Origin of the sequence: Haloferax sp. AB510, from assembly GCF_024136985.1 — an archaeon.
Lineage (GTDB): Archaea > Halobacteriota > Halobacteria > Halobacteriales > Haloferacaceae > Haloferax.
In genome coordinates this window covers 1-16,230 of the sequence record NZ_JAMYJY010000085.1, presented here as the reverse complement: position 1 = coordinate 16,230, position 16,230 = coordinate 1, and the positions used below count along the sequence as shown (strand labels likewise).

The following is a 16,230-nucleotide window of genomic DNA, read 5'->3' as shown; positions in this document are numbered from 1 at the left end:
CGGCCGCGATGCGCCTCGGTGAGTACGCCGCCCGACTCCGCGGTGCGGCGACACCCGCGGCCCGCGCGCTCCTCGTCTTCGTCGCGCTCTACGTCTTCGCGTTCGCCCCGCGGGCGGGCGACACCGACGGCGCGGGCCTCTACACGCCGGGGACGATTCTCGGCGCAATCGATGCGGCGCTGTTCGGCTCGGTTCGCCGCTTCGTCGGCGTCCGCGTCGTCGACCGCTATCCGGAGGGGACCCACGAGTACCTCCCGTACTTCGGCGACCTCCTCGGCGCGCTCGCGCTCGCGGCGCTCCCGGTCGTCCTCCTCGGTGCGGCGGTCTTCCTCGTCGACCGCTACACGGCCGGCGGGCCGCGGTCGGAGGTGTCGGCGGCGGTCTACTGGGCCGGCGCGTCGCTGGTGTTCGTCCCCATGCTGACCGAGGTGTCCGCGTCGTGGCTCGGCGTCTACGTCGTCGTCCCGCTCGCGCTCCCGGCGGGTATCGGCCTCGCGGCGCTCGTCCGCTGGGGTCGCAGCGCGTTCGACTCGCGGGACGTGCCCCGCGTCGCGGCCGCGGTCATCGTCCTGCTCGCGCTCGTCGCCCAGACCGGCGCGGTGGCGACGACCGAGGTGTACGGTCCGAGCGATCGCGACACCGAACTCGCACACTTCGCACAGCCGTCCAGCGAGTTCTCGTCGTTCCGCGACAACCTCTCCGCGTGGGTCGTGCCGACCGACGACGAGGGGCCAGAGGTGCTCTACTACGGGAGTTCGATGTACGTCGCCGACGGCGCGGCCGACTACCCGCCGGTCCCCGACGCGTGGGGCGAACAGCTCCCGATGGCGTGGTACGTCGAGCGAATCGGCGCCGACTCGACGGCGGCGGCGACGCCCGAGGCGCTCGAAGCCCGGTCGTCGGTGCCGCCGGTGGTCATCGCGCCCGCCGACGAGCGCGGGACGGTCGCGCCGCTCCTCGACGGGTACGTCGCACACCAGTACGACACCGGCCTCTGGGGCCGGTCGGTCGTGGTGTTCGTGAAAAGCTGAAACTGAGTGTCGCCGACGTCGTCAGTCGGTGACGGTGAGCCGGGTCGTCGGTCGGGTTGGCGGGCCGACGCTCAGCGGAAGCCCATCGCTTCGATCTGTTCTTGGTAGCGGTTCCGGATGGTGACTTCCGTCACCTGCGCCACGTCCGCGACCTCGCGTTGGGTCTTCTTTTCGTTGCAGAGAAGCGATGCGGCGTAGATTGCGGCGGCGGCGAAGCCAGTCGGCGACTTACCCGACAGCAGGCCCTGTTCGGCGGACACGTCGATAATCTCGGTCGCCTTGGCCTGTACCTCTTCGGAGAGGTCGAGCGCGGAGGCGAACCGCGGGACGAACTGCTTGGGGTCGACGGGCTTGAGTTCGAGACCGAGTTCCTGGGAGATGTAGCGGTACGTGCGGCCGATTTCCTTCTGCGGGACGCGCGATACCTCCGCGACCTCGTCGAGCGACCGCGGGATTCCCTCCTGACGGCAGGCGGCGTAGAGCGCCGAGGTGGCGACGCCCTCGATGGAGCGCCCGCGAATCAGGTCTTCGTTGAGCGCCCGTCGATAGATGACCGAGGCGACCTCGCGGACCGACCGCGGGACGCCGAGCGCCGACGCCATGCGGTCGATTTCGCTGAGGGCGAACTGGAGGTTGCGTTCGCCGGCGTCTTTCGTCCGGATGCGCTCTTGCCACTTGCGCAGACGGTGCATCTGCGAGCGTTTCTCGGACGAAAGCGAGCGACCGTAGGCGTCTTTGTCCTTCCAGTCGATGGTCGTCGTCAGCCCCCGGTCGTGCATCGTCTCCGTGATGGGCGCACCGACGCGCGACTTCGACTGCCGCTCGGAGTGGTTGAACGCCCGCCACTCCGGGCCGCGGTCGATTTGTCGCTCATCGAGGACGAGACCACAGTCGTCACACACCAGCTCCCCCTGGTCCGCGTCCGTGACGATCTGGTCAGACCCACACTCCGGACAGTTGACTTGCTCGTCCTCTTGTGCCGTTGCCTCCTCCTCTCGCTGACGCTGCCGGCTCGGACGTTCCATTAAAAGGTTTCTGGTGGAGCGTGAATTTAAACCTTTGTAACAGAAATATGATAAAGGCCGCAGTCTGGCGATTCGACGAGTTCGGATTCGGGCAATTGGGACGCATCTACTTATACGGTTCCCTGACTAACGGTGAATCGAATGGTCAGACGTGCTACCACGACACTAGTGGTCGTCGTTCTCGCGGTTCTCGCGGGCTGTCTCGGCGGGGGCGGCGTGGACGCGCCGGCGACGGTCGAATCGACCGCGACGCCGACGGCGTCGCCGACGGCGCAGTCGGGGTCGCCGACGGCCGCAACCGCCGCGGGCGACGTGACAGTCGAGGTGGTCGAGGTGGTCGACGGCGACACCATCAAAGTCGTCATGCCGGACGGCGCGCGCGAGACGGTTCGGCTCCTCGGCGTCGACACTCCCGAGGTCCACGCCGAGAACACGCCCGACGAGTTCGAGGGCGTCCCCGAGACCGAGGCCGGCCGGACCTGCCTCCGGGCGGCCGGCGAGAACGCGAGCGCCTACGCGAAGTCCCGGCTCGCCAACCGAACTGTCGAGCTCCGCTACGACGAGAAAGCCGGTGAGCGCGGCTACTACGGCCGGCTCCTCGCGTACGTCGTCGTCGACGGCGCGGAGTTCAACTACGACCTCATCGCCGAGGGCCACGCCCGGTTCTACGAGAGTTCGTTCGAGGAGCGCGAGCGCTACGAGCGCGCCGAGCGCGACGCTAGAGAGCGCGGGGTCGGCCTATGGTCCTGTGCGACCGAGGGGTCGGCCGCGGGAGGCGCGGACGCGACCACCGACGACGGCCTCTCGGTCTCGGTCGTCGCCGACGCGCCCGGCAACGACAACGACAACCTGAACGAGGAGTACGTCACGCTCCGGAACGACGGCGACGCGACGATCGACCTCTCGGGATGGACCGTCGCCGACGCGGCGGGCGCGACCTATACGTTCGCCGAGGGGACCGAACTCAGCCCCGGCGCGTCGCTGACGCTCCACACGGGGTCGGGAACCGACACCGACGAGGACGTCTACTGGGGCCGCGGCGGCGCGGTGTGGAACAACGGCGGCGACACGGTCACGATTCGGAACGCCGCCGGTGTCGAAGTGCTCGCGTACACGTACGGGTAGAGATCGAGAAGTCGGCGACTGCAGGAATTGCCCGCGCGGGGTCAGGGGGAATGGGGGTGGAGCGTGTGCCCCCACGAGCAGTACGGTACCAATCAGCATCATTCTCTAGACTGTCATATCTGCGCGATGAATCCGCGCATCATCCGCTGTTTCCCGCCCCGTTGGATTACTACTGCGCATTTACAAAGATATATACATAACCAAAGGAAATGTGTGTGCAACATGAGCACGCTCGAATCCTCGTCCGTCGAAGCCGCACTCGTCGCCGGCCGTCCCGCTGACCTGACCCCCGTCGTCCTCGATGCCGCGGGGCTGGAGTCGACCGCCCCCTCGCACCTCCGCGACCTGAAGGCCGAACTCGCCGAGGAGGGCTACCTTCCGGCGGAACTCACCGTGGAGGCCTGTTTCAGCGAGGACGACCCCCTCGCGGTGCAGTCGGAGTCCGAGCGCCTCCGCGAGTACGTCCGCGCCGCCGCGTTCCTCGGCGTCGGGCGCGTCGCCGTCGACGTCGCGGAGTGCTGTCGCCCCGACGACGCCGAGTCGGCGCTCGCCGCGCTCGGCGAGCGCGCCCGGCGCGAGGGTGTCGCTTTTGAGCTTCGAGGTTCCATCGACGGCTGATGGCAACCAAGGCCGCGCTGGAAGCGCAGTTGGCGGTGGTCGCCGGCTTCGAGAACCCGAAGGTCTCGCTCGAACAGTATCCGACGCCGCCGGACCTCGCCGCGCACCTCGTCCACCTCGCGGACCTCCGCGGCGATATCGAGGGTGCGACGGTCCTCGATTTGGGCTCCGGAACCGGCATGCTCGGACTCGGCGCGGCGCTCCGCTCGCCCGCCCGCGTCGTCGGCGTCGAACTCGACGACGCGGCGCTCGAAACCGCGACCGATAACGCCCGCCGCGTCGGCGCGAGCGCCCCCATCGACTGGATTCGCGCCGACGCGACCCGCCTGCCGCTTTGTCTCCCCGACGACCGGCAGGTCACGGTGCTCATGAACCCGCCGTTCGGCGCGCAGCGGGGCAACGAACACGCCGACCGCGCCTTCCTCGAATCGGTCGCGTCGGTCGCCGATGTGTCCTACTCGGTTCACAACGAGGGAAGCAAGGAGTTCGTCGAGTCGTTCGTCGCCGACGCCGGCGGCGACCTCACGGATGCGTTCCGGGCGACGTTCGACCTCGACCGCCAGTTCGACTTCCACGACGAGGACCGCCGACAGCTCGACGCCGAAGTGTTCCGCATCGAGTGGTGAGGCGGTCGTGACCGCGCCGTCGTCAGCGCCCGCGTCGACCGCGGACCTGACCTAATTGTACGTTTCCTGTCGCGCGACCCGGACTTTCGTCCCCCGCGACTCGGCGAAGACGAACGACTTCTCGCGGACGAACCGGATACCGTCGAGCGTCGTGCTCGCGTTCTCGGTCGGCATCGGCCCCCTGACGGTCCCGCTGTCCGACGACACCTGTATGTCGTAGCCCGTCGCCGTCGGCACGACTGAGATGTTCCGCCGGGAGACCACCGGTTCGGCCCGGACCGGACCGGTCTGGTAGGCCAACCGCGCCTCGCCGTCGGCGACGAGGAACACCCGGTAGGCGGTTCCCGCGCCCGTGACGACGTAGCCGTCGCGGACCGCCGTCACCCGTTCGCGCCAGCCGAGGCCGCCGAGCCTAACCGTCGACTCGCCGTCGAACGCCAGCCGACTCGTCGAGACGGCGGTGGTCCAGATGCCGCGCCGCTCGCTTCTGACGATGACCCCGGAGGTGTTGGTCGTCGTCGACTCGCCGAACAGTTCGATGTCGAAGACGGCGGTCAGCCCGTTCGGCACGTCCTCGGCGTAAGTCACGTCGTAGTCCCTGACCGAGACGCTCTCGCCCGGCAGGTCGTCGCCGCTCGCGGTGAACGTGTTGTACAGCATCGCTGGTCCCGACAGGGCCGCGACGACGACGAGGAGAACGGCGACGCCGACCTGCCAGCGGCGGGCCGAAAACAGCGAGTTGTCGGGCGCGTACTCTCGGAGCGGCTTGTCGGAGGCCGCGACCGTCAGCGCGACGATGGTCGCGAGCGCGACGACGAGCGCGAAGCCGACGGCGCGAAACAGCACGTAGGTCTCGCCGCCGCGGTACCAGTAGACCGCCCACAGCGACTCGCTCACGGAAAACAGGAGGATGCCGGCGAAGCTCCGGAGGGCGGGCGGGTTCGACCCCTCGCGGCGGTGGCTGAGCCACACGCCGAGGAGGACGCCGAACAGGAAGCCGATTGCGTGGCCCTGAATGGCGATTTGCGACCACCACGGCGTCGAGAAAATAGGACGGGCCGACGAGACGACTTCGGGAGAGAGCATCGCGTTGTAAAACAGGCTGACGACGCGCCCCGAGACGAACGCCAAGATAGTCGTCAGCGGCCGGAAGACGAGCGCGAAGCCGGCGAACGCGAACACGACGCCGGAGAAGCCGACGACCGGGCCGAGCGCGAAGACGGAGGTCAGAAGCCCCACGCCGACGACGACCGCGGGGAAGACGACGAGCGACCGGACGTAGGGATTCTCGCGGGCCGACCCGAACGACGTGGACCCCCGACGCGTCGGATAGTGTCCCCACGCGTACTCCGCGACCGGCGCGAGCGTGAGCGTGCCGACGAGGTTGCCGACGAGGTGGCCGGCGCTGGAGTGAGCGAACGCGGCGGTCAGCATCCCGGTCGGGTAGAAGTACGACCACGCCCGGAACGGGATGACGATGGGCCGGTACCACGACGACCAGCCGTCCTGCACGAAGAGGTAGACGAGGAGGACGCCGCCGGCGCTGACGAGCGTTCCGAGCGGGAGACCGAACAGGAAGCGCCGCCGGAGCGCCGCCGGGAACCGAGTCGGTCTGTCGACGACGGCGAGCGCGACGGCGGCCGCGAGGAGCGCGAGGAGCGCGGCCAACCGCTGGAACGGTATCCAGCCCGGTATCTCTAGCATTAGCTACCTGTGTCGTACGAATGGGTGATAAAGAAACCCGCGGAGAACTGCTTGAGAGGTGCTAGCGAGCGACACGAATCCGACGGCGAGTGACGGCTCAGCGCCGGGGGATCGGTCGCGGGGCGCGCTGCGGCGGACGGGCGCTCAGATTTTTCCTTCGGCGTCGTCGGCCAGTTCCTCCATGCGCTTGCCGACGCGGCCCGCGCTGGAGAACTCGTCGTCGCTCATCGCAGTCGCGAGGGCGTTTCCGAGCACGAACACGGCGTGTTTGTGCTCGCTTTTCGATTTGTGGACGTGGGAGGGCTCGACGGCAAGCTCGTCGTAGGGGTCGAACAAGCTCGAATCGACGTGCTCGCGGGCCGAGAAGTGGTCCTTGATGATAACCATCTGTTCGTGCAGCTCCAGCAGTTCGTCCTTGTGCATGAGCGTTGGTTAGGCGCGAGGGCGGTTTAAGCGTTATTGGGGGATACTGTCACTCGGCTCAGAAGACGTACTCGTCTTCGTGGCCCATCATTCCGTCGTCTTCGTACGCGCGGTCCTCGTCTGACATCGGACCGCTGGTCTTGTACGCGCGGATACCGGTCGACAGCAGGTCCTCGATAGCCTCGTCGCGGTTGACGAACTCGCCCTGTTCGACGAGTTGGACGATCTGCATCTCCAGGTGTTCCGGCACGGTAATCTCTACTTTGGGCATCTGAACGTCCGTCGCTTTGGAAGGGCCGTATATAACTCTACCGGGGGAATAATCGGGTTTTCCGAAGGTCGTTCCGGCGAACGCGAAGCTCCGCTTACCTTCGGTTAGTGTGGCCGTCCCCCCGGTCGTCGACGGGTGTCCGGAGTCGTTAGTGATAGGTGCGTCGGGCCGAAGATTCGACCATGGCCAACGACGTGACCCACCTCTACGAGGAGTTCGGCGACGACCGACTCCCGCCGGGCCAACGCGAGACCCAGCGGTTCCCCGTGCTCTCCAAGAGCGGCACGCCCTCGTGGGACCCCGAGACGTGGTCGTTCGAGGCGTGGGGCGCGGTCGAGACCGAACTCGACCTCTCGTTCGACGAGTTCCGCGACCTCCCCGCCGAGACGCAGGTACAGGACTTCCACTGCGTCACCGGCTGGAGCAAGTTCGACTGCGAGTTCGAGGGCGTCACGTTCCCGACGCTCGCAGACGCGGTCGGCGTCGACGACGACGCAGTCCACGTGATGTTCCACGCCATGGACGGCTACACGACGAACCTGCCTCTCGACCAGTGCATGCGCGACGAGGTCATGTTCGTCTGGGGCTACGACGGCGAGGACCTGCCCGCCGACCACGGCGGCCCCCTTCGGGTCGTCACCCCGCACAAGTACGCCTACAAGGGCGCGAAGTGGGTCTCGGGCGTCGAATTCCTCACCGAGCCCGAACGCGGCTACTGGGAGAAACGCGGGTACTCGAACACGGCGAACCCGTGGAACGAAGAGCGGTACAGCTAACCTAAGTTTTTGGTCCAGATTTTTGCGTGGTGAGCGTAGCGAACCACGGAAAAAGGTGGGCGAACCCGTGGAACGAAGAGCGGTACAGCTGAGCTGATTTTTCAGCGTTTTCGGCGGTCGCTTCGCGTCCGAGCCACCAGCGTTGTCGTTCGGTGGACAGATGTGCGCGTCTCACTGTCTCCCTCCGGGGCGACGGGCGGGACAGAAGGGAGAGTTTCAAGCGTCCCCGGTCCTGACCCACGGTCGATGGAACCGTTGCGGACAGACGAGATGGGGACCCATCTCGTCAGCAGGTCGGTTCGACTGTCTGCGCCGCCCGTCTCGGCGTCGCTCGCGACGATGCGCCGCCCGCGGGCGCTGTGGACCGCCCCCGACGAGCAGACAGTCGTCGGTGGCGGCGTCGGCCGTGGCCGTCGAGGCCCGACCGGCCCTGAGCGACCTCGCGCCGCATTCGAGAGTCGGCCATGGCGCTGTTCGACGGCGCTGACGTTGACGCCTCCGACGCCGCCCGCCGCGATTCTTCGGCGGCCTCGCCTTCCACGAGGAGGCGACCGGCCGCGACCCGTGGGCCGACTTCCCGGCCGCGCGCTTCGTCGTCCCCGAGGTGCAAGTCGCCTTCGACGGCGACGACGCGTGGCTCACGGTCACCGCCGTCGGCGCGGACGCCGACCCGGAGATCGTCGGCGACCGGCTCGACGAGGTCCGCGAGACGCTCGAATCGCTCGACGACGAACCCTCCGAGGGGCCGCCGGGCGTCTCGGACCGTCACCGAACGACCTCGGTGGAGTCGTGGCACGAGAGCGTCGATGCCGCGGTCTCTCGCATCCGCGCCGGCGACCTCCAGAAGGTCGTCCTCGCGCAGCGCGTCGAGTCGAACTCGACCGCCCCGCCGCCGCGCCCGACCTGCTCGCCCGCCTCGGCCGGACGTACCCCGACTGCCACCGCTTCCTTGTCGAGCCGAACGGCGGGGCGAGCTTCCTCGGCGCGACGCCCGAGCGACTCGTCTCGCTCCGCGGCCGCGAGGTGGAGACCGGCGCGCTCGCCGGGACGACCGGCCGCGGCGACACCGAAGACGAAGACGAGTGGCTGGCGAACGAACTGCTCGGAAGCGAGAAGGACAACCACGAACACGAACTCGTCGCGGAGACGATTCGGGAACAGCTCGCGCCCCTGTCGGCCGACATTCGCGTCGGCGACCGCGGGATTCGGAAGCTCGCGACCGTCCAGCACCTCTGGACGCCCATCGACGCGACGCTCGAACGCGACGAACACGTCCTCTCGCTCGTGGACGCGCTCCACCCGACGCCCGCGGTCGGCGGCCTCCCGCCGGAGGCCGCCCTCGACGTGATTCGCGACACCGAGCCGTTCGACCGCGGCTGGTACGCCGCACCGGTCGGCTGGTTCGACGCCGACGGCGACGGCAGTTTCGCGGTCGCTCTCCGCTCGGCAATCGTCGAGGAGACGCTGGCGACGCTCTTTGCGGGCGTCGGCCTCGTCGCCGACTCGGACCCCGACGCCGAGTGGGACGAGGTGCAACTGAAGTACCGCCCCATCCTCGACGAACTCGAACGCGACGGCTGAGTTCGGGACCGACGACCGGCGTCGGAGCCGATGACCGACGTTGATTCGATTCAATCCGATTTGACGACAGAGACGAGATGACAGCACCGAACCGAAACGCCCTCTGGGCACGGACCTTCGCCGACGAACTGGCACGCACCGGCATCGACGCGGTGTGCATCGCACCCGGCAGTCGCTCGACGCCCCTCACGGAGGCGTTCGACCGCCACGACGACATCGAGACGTTCTCGCACCTCGACGAGCGCTCGGCGGCCTACTTCGCGCTCGGTCGCGCCCGGCGCACGGGCGAGGTGACGCCCATCGTCTGCACCTCGGGCACCGCCGCGGCCAACTTCCACCCCGCGGTCATCGAGGCGTCGCAGGCCCGCGTGCCGATGCTCGTCCTCACGGCCGACCGACCGCCGGAACTCCGCGACAGCGGAGCCAACCAGACCGTCGACCAAGAGAAGCTCTACGGCGATGCTGTCCGCTGGTACAAGGACATGCCCGAACCGGAGGCCACAGACAGGAAGCTCCGGAGCCTCCGGACGACCGCCGCCCGCGCCGTCTCCGAGGCGACCGGCGTCGACGCCGGCCCCGTCCACCTCAACTTCCCCTTCAGAAAGCCGCTCGAACCGACCTACGTCGAGGGCGACGTGCCCGCCGACCTCGACCCCGAGGCGCTCGACGGCCGGAGCGGGAGCCGACCCTACGTCAAGACGACCGCGGGCGCGCCGGAACTCTCCGAGGACCACCTCCGAAAGCTGGCCGACGACCTCGCGGCCGACCGCGGACTCATCGTCGCCGGCCCTGCCGACCCGCCGGGATTCAACGCCGAGGCCGTCGCGGCGTTCGCCCACGCGACCGGCTTCCCGGTCGTCGCCGACCCGCTTTCGGGGCTCCGATTCGGCGGCCACACCCGGACGACGACCGTCCTCGGCGGCTACGACGCCTACCTCGACGAGCGCGTCACCGCCGACTGGCCCGACCCGGAGGTCGTCGTCCGCATCGGCGCGTCGCCGACCTCGAAGGCGCTCCGGAAGTACCTCGCGCGCACCGATGCCCGACAGTATCTCGTCGACCCGACGGGCCGCTGGCGTGAGGCCGAGTTCGGCGCGACCGACCTCGTGGAGGCGGAGCCCTCGGTGCTCGCGTGGCGGCTCTCGCAACTCATCCGCAACCGTCCCGACGAGTCGTGGAACGCGCTGTGGACCGATGCGGAGGACGCCTACTGGAGCCTTGTTGACGACGAGACCGACGCCTTCGAGGGGCGGCTCGCGGCCGACGTGGCCGACCTCGCGCCCGAGCCGTCGACGCTGTTCGTCTCGAACTCCATGCCCGTCCGCGACCTCGACCGCTTCGCGCGCCCCTCGACGAAGTCCCGGACGGTCCTCGGCAACCGCGGCGCGTCCGGCATCGACGGCGTCGTCTCCTCGGCGCTCGGAGCCGGCTCCGCGGCGACCGACCACCTGACGCTTCTGACCGGCGACCTCGCGTACTACCACGACATGAACGGCCTGCTCGCGCTCGGTCGCCTCGGCGTGGACGCGACTATCGTCCTCGTCAACAACGACGGCGGCGGCATCTTCCACATGCTCCCCATCGAGGAGTACGAGCCGCCCTTTACGGACCAGTTCAAGACGCCCCACGGCCTCGACTTCGCGGCTACTGAGGACCTCTACGACCTCTCGTTCGCGTCGGTCGACCCGGATGGCTTCCGCGACGCCTACGCCGAGTCGGTCGCCACCGACGGCACCGATGTCATCGAGGTCCGCACCGACGCCGAGTCCTCGCACCGCGTGCGCGAGCGCATCGCCGAGCGCGCCGTCGAGCAACTGACCGACTGACCGACTGACCGACTATACCAGTCGACCGACTGACTTTTCTCCCGCGCTCCGAATCGTGGCGATGTGCCCTCCGCTCTCTTTCGCCAGTACCGCGGCAGCGTCTACGCCGTGGCCGGGTTCCTCGGCGTCCTCGTGTTCGCCTACGCGGCCGTCGTCACGAACGAACCGCTCGCCGGGGTTCTCGCCGGTGCGACCGTCGTCTTCGGCGTGGTGCTTCTCTCGGATCTCGCCGAGCGCGGCTACCCCTCGGCGCTCGGCCGCCGCGGAACGCTCGCGCTCGTTGCAGTCGTGGTCGTCTTTCCCGTCTTCTGGTTCGTCGTCCAGCGCCCCCTGACCGGCGTCGGTCTCGCGCCGCTCGTCGCGGTGGCCGTGTGGGGACTCGCGCGGTTCAAGGCCGTCGGCTACCCCGAGTCGATGGGTCGCCGTCGGTCGCTCGCCACCGCCTTCGTTGGGACCGGACTCGTCGCGTACGGGTCGCTTGCCGGGGCGACCGCCTTTCTCGTCGGCATCGCGGGCGCGATACTCGTCGGGCTAGCGTCGTGGCTGACGAGTCCGCGCGGCCCGCTTCGGGGCAGACTGGCTGACTAACTGGCTGACTCACTTACTCACTCACTCCACGTCGGCGGCTCGCCCCGAGGTGTCCGACTCCGTCCACCGCCCGACGAGCCGACCGGCCGCCCAGTAACAGCCGGCGTCGAGGACGACCGACAGGCCACCGATGACGCCTCCGACGACGCTCGCGGCCGCGACGCCGATGAGCGCGATGAACGCCAGCGACACGAGTGTCGCGCCGTTCAGAACCGCGCCGACGAGGAGCAGTCCGAAGAGGAACGCGGCCCCGATGAGCGCGCCCGCCGCGAACCCGCGGAGGACGAGTCGCCACAGTCCACGGAGGCCGTTTCGTAGGTCTTCCAGCCCGCCGTCCGCCAGCGCCCACCGGGTCGCGGCCGCGGTGAGGAGCCACAGATAGGCGAAGACGGCGACGCCCTGAGCCGTCCCGAAGCCGGCGAGTTCGCCTTCGAGCGCGCCGCTCGCGTGCGCCGGGAGGAGCCCGACGAGACTCAGGGCGACGAGGTTGAACGACGAGACAACCCACGCCTCGAAGCGGCCGGCGGCGGCCTCAGCCATGCGCCAACACCTCCGCGAGCGCGACGAGGACGAGGAGCGCGGCGGCGGTCGCCCCGTAGCTCTTCGCGAGGAGTGAGCGCCCGGCACCCGCCGGGTGGTCTCGTCGGAGCCTGAACACGGCGAGCGTGCGGACGAACGACCCGAGGACGAACGCGGTCACCGCGAGGAGCTTCGCGGTCAGGAGCGTCCCCCAGCGCCCGGACGGTCCGGGCGGGCCGAGCGCGCCGAGGTTGCCGACGCCGGTGACGACCATCGCGCCCATCACCGCCCAGAAGACCCACTCATAGGTGGCCGCGAGCGGGGTCGGGTCGCCGACGACCGCAGCCGAGCCACCCGCGTCCTCGCTCCCAGAATCGGGTGCTCTGAGCGCGCCCCACGCGAACGCCGCGCCGCCGAAGACGAGGGACATCCCGACGACGTGGACGAATCTGACGAGCAGGGTAGTTGCGGCCGACATGCACGAGAGTCGTTCGCGCATTGACAAATAGTTCCGGGGCGAGCGGGGAACGCGGCGGGGTTCGACCCCGAACCGCGGCCGCAAGCGAATCTTTTTGCGCCGCCCGCGCCGCCTCTCGGTATGGTCTCGGAGATTTTCGACCCCGACCGCTGGGAGCCCGTCCCGGGGTCCGACGAGTTCGACGACATCACCTACCACCGCGCCGTCGACGTGCCGGCGGTCCGTATCGCGTTCGACCGCCCCGAGGTCCGAAACGCCTTCCGACCGGGTACCGTGGACGAACTCTACGCCGCGCTCGACGACGCCCGAAAGCGCGCGAACGTGGGTTGCGTCCTCCTGACTGGCAACGGCCCCTCCGAGAAGGACGGCGGCTGGGCGTTCTGCTCCGGCGGCGACCAGTCGGTCCGCGGCGGCTCCGGCTACGAGTACCGCGACGACGACGAGGCCGACGCCTCCGACGATCCGCTCGTCCGCGAGGCGAAGGCCGGTCGTCTGCACATCCTCGAAGTCCAGCGGCTCATCCGCTTCATGCCCAAACCCGTCGTCGCCGTCGTGCCGGGGTGGGCCGTCGGCGGCGGCCACTCCCTGCACGTCGTCTGCGACATGACGCTCGCGTCCGACGAGCACGCGAAGTTCCTCCAGACCGACCCCGACGTGGCCTCCTTCGACGGCGGCTTCGGCTCCGCGTACCTCGCCAAACAGGTCGGCCAGAAGAAGGCCCGCGAGGTGTTCTTCATGGGGAAGACCTACTCCGCCGAGGAGGCCGTGGACATGGGCATGGCGAACGAGGCGATTCCCCACGAGGACCTCGAAGACGTGGCGCTGGAGTGGGCCGACGAGATGACGAAGAAGTCGCCGACGGCCATGCGCATGCTCAAGTACGCCTTCAACATGACCGACGACGGCATGGTCGGCCAGCAGGTGTTCGCCGGCGAGGCGACCCGACTCGCCTACATGACCGAAGAGGCACAGGAGGGCCGCGACGCTTTCCTCGAAAAGCGCGAACCGCGCTTCCGCGACTACCCGTGGCACTACTGAGGGCCTGACGGAACCGACGCTATCGGGCCACAGCCGCGCCACCGGGCCGGAACTCGTTGGGGCGTCAAGGTTTAGGCACGCCGAAAAATAGGAACGCTCTTATACATTTAGGTTAGCCTAAACCCCATGGACGAGAAATCCACCGGGCAGGAGGGACTCACGCGACGCAACTACATTCGGTACGGCGGCACGGCTCTCGGGGCCGGGATGCTGGCCGGCTGTACGTCGGACTCGTCGGGGAGCGACGAGACGACCACCGCGGCCGAGACGACGACCGAGGTAGCCACCGAAACGAGCGCCGAGACGGAGACTCAGACCACCGAGGCGGCCTCCTCGTACTCGGTGACGATGGAGCCGATGGGCGAGGTCACGTTCGACTCGGTCCCCGAGTCGTGGGCCGCCTACGACGGCGGCTACGCCGACATGGCCGTCGCGCTCGGCGTCGGTGACGGGCTGACGGGGGTCGGCGGCGCGGGCCGGTACTACACCTACGTCTACGACGAACTCCCCGGCGTGAGCGTCGACCGCGAGCAGGTCGAGGCGTACCCCGAGGTCAGGACGAAAGAGGAGTTCTACGAACTCGACAACGACGTCCACCTCTACGACCCGAACATGCTCATCAACTGGTTCGACTGGGACCAGGCGGACGTGGACGAAATCGCGGAGAACGTCGCCCCGTTCGTCGGCAACCTCGTCTTCCGCCGCTCGGACGGCTGGCACGACTACCGCTACTACACGCTCTACGAGGCGTTCGAGAAGGTAGCGCAGGTGTTCCAGCGCGAGGATCGCTACGAGGCGTTCGAGGCGCTCCACGACGAGTTCATCGCGGATATACAGGCGGAACTGCCGCCGGCGGACGAGCGCCCGAACGTCTTTCTCACCTTCGAGGGGACGACCGAACCCGAGACGTTCTCGCCGTACCGCCTCAACGACAAGGGGACGAGCAAAAAGCAGTGGAACGACCTCGGCGTCACCGACGCGCTCTCGGGGACCGACATCGAGAACCTCAGCACGACCAACCGCGGCGAACTCGACTACGAGAACCTCCTCGAAATCGACCCCGACGTGATTCTCGTCCGCGGCCACGAGCGCAAGACGCCCGAGGAGTTCCGCGACACCGTCCTCGCGTACATGGAGGACCACCCCGTCGGCAGCGAACTGGCGGCCGTCCAGAACGGCCGGGTCTACCGCGGCGGCTACCTGTTCCAGGGACCGATTCACAACCTGTTCCTGACCGAGCGCGCCGCGAAGCAGCTGTACCCCGACGTGTTCGGCGACGTGACGAGCGACGCCGAGCTGTTCGACCGCCAGCGCGTCGCCGACATCGTCAACGGGGAGTTCTGAGATGACGGACGCCGAGCGCTCGGGAGAGACGGCGACGGAGACCGCGACAGGCCCCGATGCCGTGGCGTTCGACTACGACGTGGCCATCGTCGGCGGCGGGCCGACGGGCTGCTCGGCGGGCGTCTTCACCGGCCGGTACGGCCTCGACACCGTCGTCTTCGACCGCGGCCGGTCGTCGCTCCAGCGCTGTGCCTATCTGGAGAACTACCTCGGCTTCCCCGGCGGCATCGACATCGAGACGTTCTACGAACTCATCCACGACCACGTCGAGGAGGCCGGCTGCGACCTCGTTCCGGAACTCGTCGAGGCGGTCGAACCCGCCGGCGGCGACGAGACCGAGACTGCGGGCGACGCCGGGCCGGGCTTCGAGGTCACGACGCAGGACGGCGAGACCGTCTCGGCGAGGCGGGTCGTCGCGGCCGCCCGCTACGGCGGCGACTTCCTCGAACCGCTCGGCGACGACGAGATGTTCGTCACCTACGAGTACGACGGCGAGACGCGGACGAAGTTCGACCGCGACTACGCCGACGTCGAGGGACGAACACCAATCGACGGCTTGTACGTCGCCGCGCCGGTGAGCGAGGTCAACGTGCAGGCAATCATGTCGGCCGGGCAGGGCGCGCGAGTCGGGCGGTCGGTCATCACCGACCACCGTCTCGAACGGGGCTATCCCGAGGACCTCGCGCGCCACTGGGACTGGATACGCCCCGAAGCGGAACTCGCCGACGAGGAGACCGCCCGCGACGACTGGCGCGAGCGGTTCGATAGCCGCGTCCCCGACGACTGCGACCTCCCCGAGGAACGACTCCGCGAACTCCGCGAGGCCGACGTGGAGCGCCAACGCGGGATGTACGTCTCCGAGGAGACGGTCGAAACCCGGGCCGAGCGTGGTCACGAACGACTCGCCGACCATCTCGGTGTCGACGCCGATTCCGCCCCCGTCTCCGATTCGGATTCCGGCTCCGATTCCGAATAGCGAGGCACCGCCCCAGTCGGTCGGTGACGGCGATGACCACGTCGTCGCCGACGTCGGGCGCGACTGTCTCGTCAGGACCGACGCGCGCGCCGGGCCACCGTGTTCTCCCACCCACCGCCTCGGCGTCACGCGCTTTCGGATAGGAACTTACTCACTGCTTCGGCCCTCGTATGCAGACAATGAGCACGCAGGACATCTCTCGCAGGCGGGCGTGGGTGATGGCGTCGCGGCCGCAGACGCTCCCGGCGGCCGCCGCGCCGGTCGTCGTCGGCACCGCGGTC

Annotated in this window: 15 protein-coding genes and 3 pseudogenes; 12 read left to right on the top strand and 6 right to left on the bottom strand. The window is 68.7% G+C overall.

Translation table 11 applies throughout. The features are described from left to right. Nucleotides 1-1,031: pseudogene (locus NKF06_RS15125) on the top strand (TIGR03663 family protein); the annotation flags it as partial. Between the two features lie 71 nt (nt 1,032-1,102). Here NKF06_RS15125 and NKF06_RS15120 read toward each other — a convergent pair. Continuing rightward, nucleotides 1,103-2,056 (bottom strand): transcription initiation factor IIB, encoded by a 954-nt coding sequence (locus tag NKF06_RS15120; protein WP_004043457.1) that lies wholly within the window; start codon nt 2,054-2,056, stop codon nt 1,103-1,105. A 141-nt stretch (nt 2,057-2,197) separates the two neighbouring features. Here NKF06_RS15120 and NKF06_RS15115 point away from each other — a divergent pair, with 141 nt between their 5' ends. The 3 genes from NKF06_RS15115 to NKF06_RS15105 all read left to right on the top strand — a co-directional run bounded on the left by NKF06_RS15115 (nt 2,198) and on the right by NKF06_RS15105 (nt 4,425). Beyond that, entirely contained in the window at nt 2,198-3,181 is a 984-nt protein-coding gene (locus NKF06_RS15115) for a lamin tail domain-containing protein (protein WP_253245866.1), read from the top strand. Nucleotides 3,182-3,403: 222 nt separating this feature from the next. After that, nucleotides 3,404-3,799 carry a hypothetical protein gene (locus NKF06_RS15110; RefSeq protein WP_058827287.1) on the top strand — a complete coding sequence of 132 codons (396 nt, stop codon included), beginning with the start codon at nt 3,404-3,406 and terminating at the stop codon, nt 3,797-3,799. Then, entirely contained in the window at nt 3,799-4,425 is a 627-nt protein-coding gene (locus NKF06_RS15105) for an METTL5 family protein (RefSeq protein WP_004977029.1), read from the top strand. The genes NKF06_RS15110 and NKF06_RS15105 overlap by 1 nt, the downstream gene beginning before the upstream one ends. A 51-nt stretch (nt 4,426-4,476) precedes the next feature. On the opposite strand, the gene NKF06_RS15100 is transcribed toward NKF06_RS15105, so the two are convergent. From NKF06_RS15100 to NKF06_RS15090, 3 genes are all read right to left on the bottom strand, one after another. Further along, a complete protein-coding gene (locus tag NKF06_RS15100) occupies nt 4,477-6,129 on the bottom strand; it encodes a rhomboid family intramembrane serine protease (protein WP_253245865.1) in 1,653 nt (550 codons plus the stop codon). Between the two features lie 144 nt (nt 6,130-6,273). Continuing rightward, complete coding sequence (locus NKF06_RS15095) at nt 6,274-6,552, bottom strand: UPF0058 family protein (RefSeq protein WP_004969989.1); 279 nt, start codon at nt 6,550-6,552, stop codon at nt 6,274-6,276. A 58-nt stretch (nt 6,553-6,610) separates the two neighbouring features. After that, nucleotides 6,611-6,823: a ribbon-helix-helix domain-containing protein gene (locus tag NKF06_RS15090; RefSeq protein ID WP_004043463.1), complete on the bottom strand. Its 213-nt coding sequence runs from the start codon at nt 6,821-6,823 to the stop codon at nt 6,611-6,613. Nucleotides 6,824-7,005: 182 nt separating this feature from the next. On the opposite strand from NKF06_RS15090, the gene NKF06_RS15085 reads away from it, so the two are divergent. From NKF06_RS15085 to NKF06_RS15070, 4 genes and pseudogenes are all read left to right on the top strand, one after another. Next, nucleotides 7,006-7,599 (top strand): sulfite oxidase-like oxidoreductase, encoded by a 594-nt coding sequence (locus tag NKF06_RS15085; protein WP_253245864.1) that lies wholly within the window; start codon nt 7,006-7,008, stop codon nt 7,597-7,599. 246 nt (nt 7,600-7,845) lie between these two features. Next, nucleotides 7,846-9,180, top strand: a pseudogene (locus NKF06_RS15080) (isochorismate synthase). Nucleotides 9,181-9,257: 77 nt separating this feature from the next. After that, the gene (gene menD / locus NKF06_RS15075; protein WP_253245863.1) at nt 9,258-11,006 is read left to right on the top strand and encodes a 2-succinyl-5-enolpyruvyl-6-hydroxy-3-cyclohexene-1-carboxylic-acid synthase; all 1,749 of its coding nucleotides are present in this window, start codon (nt 9,258-9,260) and stop codon (nt 11,004-11,006) included. A gap of 63 nt (nt 11,007-11,069) precedes the next feature. Next, entirely contained in the window at nt 11,070-11,594 is a 525-nt protein-coding gene (locus NKF06_RS15070; protein ID WP_058827282.1) for a hypothetical protein, read from the top strand. Nucleotides 11,595-11,615: 21 nt separating this feature from the next. On the opposite strand, the gene NKF06_RS15065 is transcribed toward NKF06_RS15070, so the two are convergent. Beyond that, complete coding sequence (locus NKF06_RS15065) at nt 11,616-12,134, bottom strand: hypothetical protein (RefSeq protein WP_253245862.1); 519 nt, start codon at nt 12,132-12,134, stop codon at nt 11,616-11,618. Beyond that, the gene (locus tag NKF06_RS15060; protein WP_058827384.1) at nt 12,127-12,591 is read right to left on the bottom strand and encodes a hypothetical protein; all 465 of its coding nucleotides are present in this window, start codon (nt 12,589-12,591) and stop codon (nt 12,127-12,129) included. The genes NKF06_RS15065 and NKF06_RS15060 overlap by 8 nt, the downstream gene beginning before the upstream one ends. A gap of 120 nt (nt 12,592-12,711) precedes the next feature. Here NKF06_RS15060 and NKF06_RS15055 point away from each other — a divergent pair, with 120 nt between their 5' ends. The 4 genes and pseudogenes from NKF06_RS15055 to NKF06_RS15040 form a co-directional block, all read left to right on the top strand. Continuing rightward, nucleotides 12,712-13,629, top strand: coding sequence for a 1,4-dihydroxy-2-naphthoyl-CoA synthase (locus NKF06_RS15055; RefSeq protein WP_058827280.1), 918 nt, complete (start codon nt 12,712-12,714; stop codon nt 13,627-13,629). Nucleotides 13,630-13,755: 126 nt separating this feature from the next. Next, nucleotides 13,756-14,973: an ABC transporter substrate-binding protein gene (locus NKF06_RS15050; protein WP_253245861.1), complete on the top strand. Its 1,218-nt coding sequence runs from the start codon at nt 13,756-13,758 to the stop codon at nt 14,971-14,973. Between the two features lies 1 nt (nt 14,974). Further along, nucleotides 14,975-15,949, top strand: a complete 975-nt coding sequence (locus NKF06_RS15045; protein ID WP_253245860.1) for an NAD(P)/FAD-dependent oxidoreductase — start codon at nt 14,975-14,977, stop codon at nt 15,947-15,949. 179 nt (nt 15,950-16,128) lie between these two features. Continuing rightward, nucleotides 16,129-16,230, top strand: a pseudogene (locus NKF06_RS15040) (1,4-dihydroxy-2-naphthoate polyprenyltransferase); the annotation flags it as partial.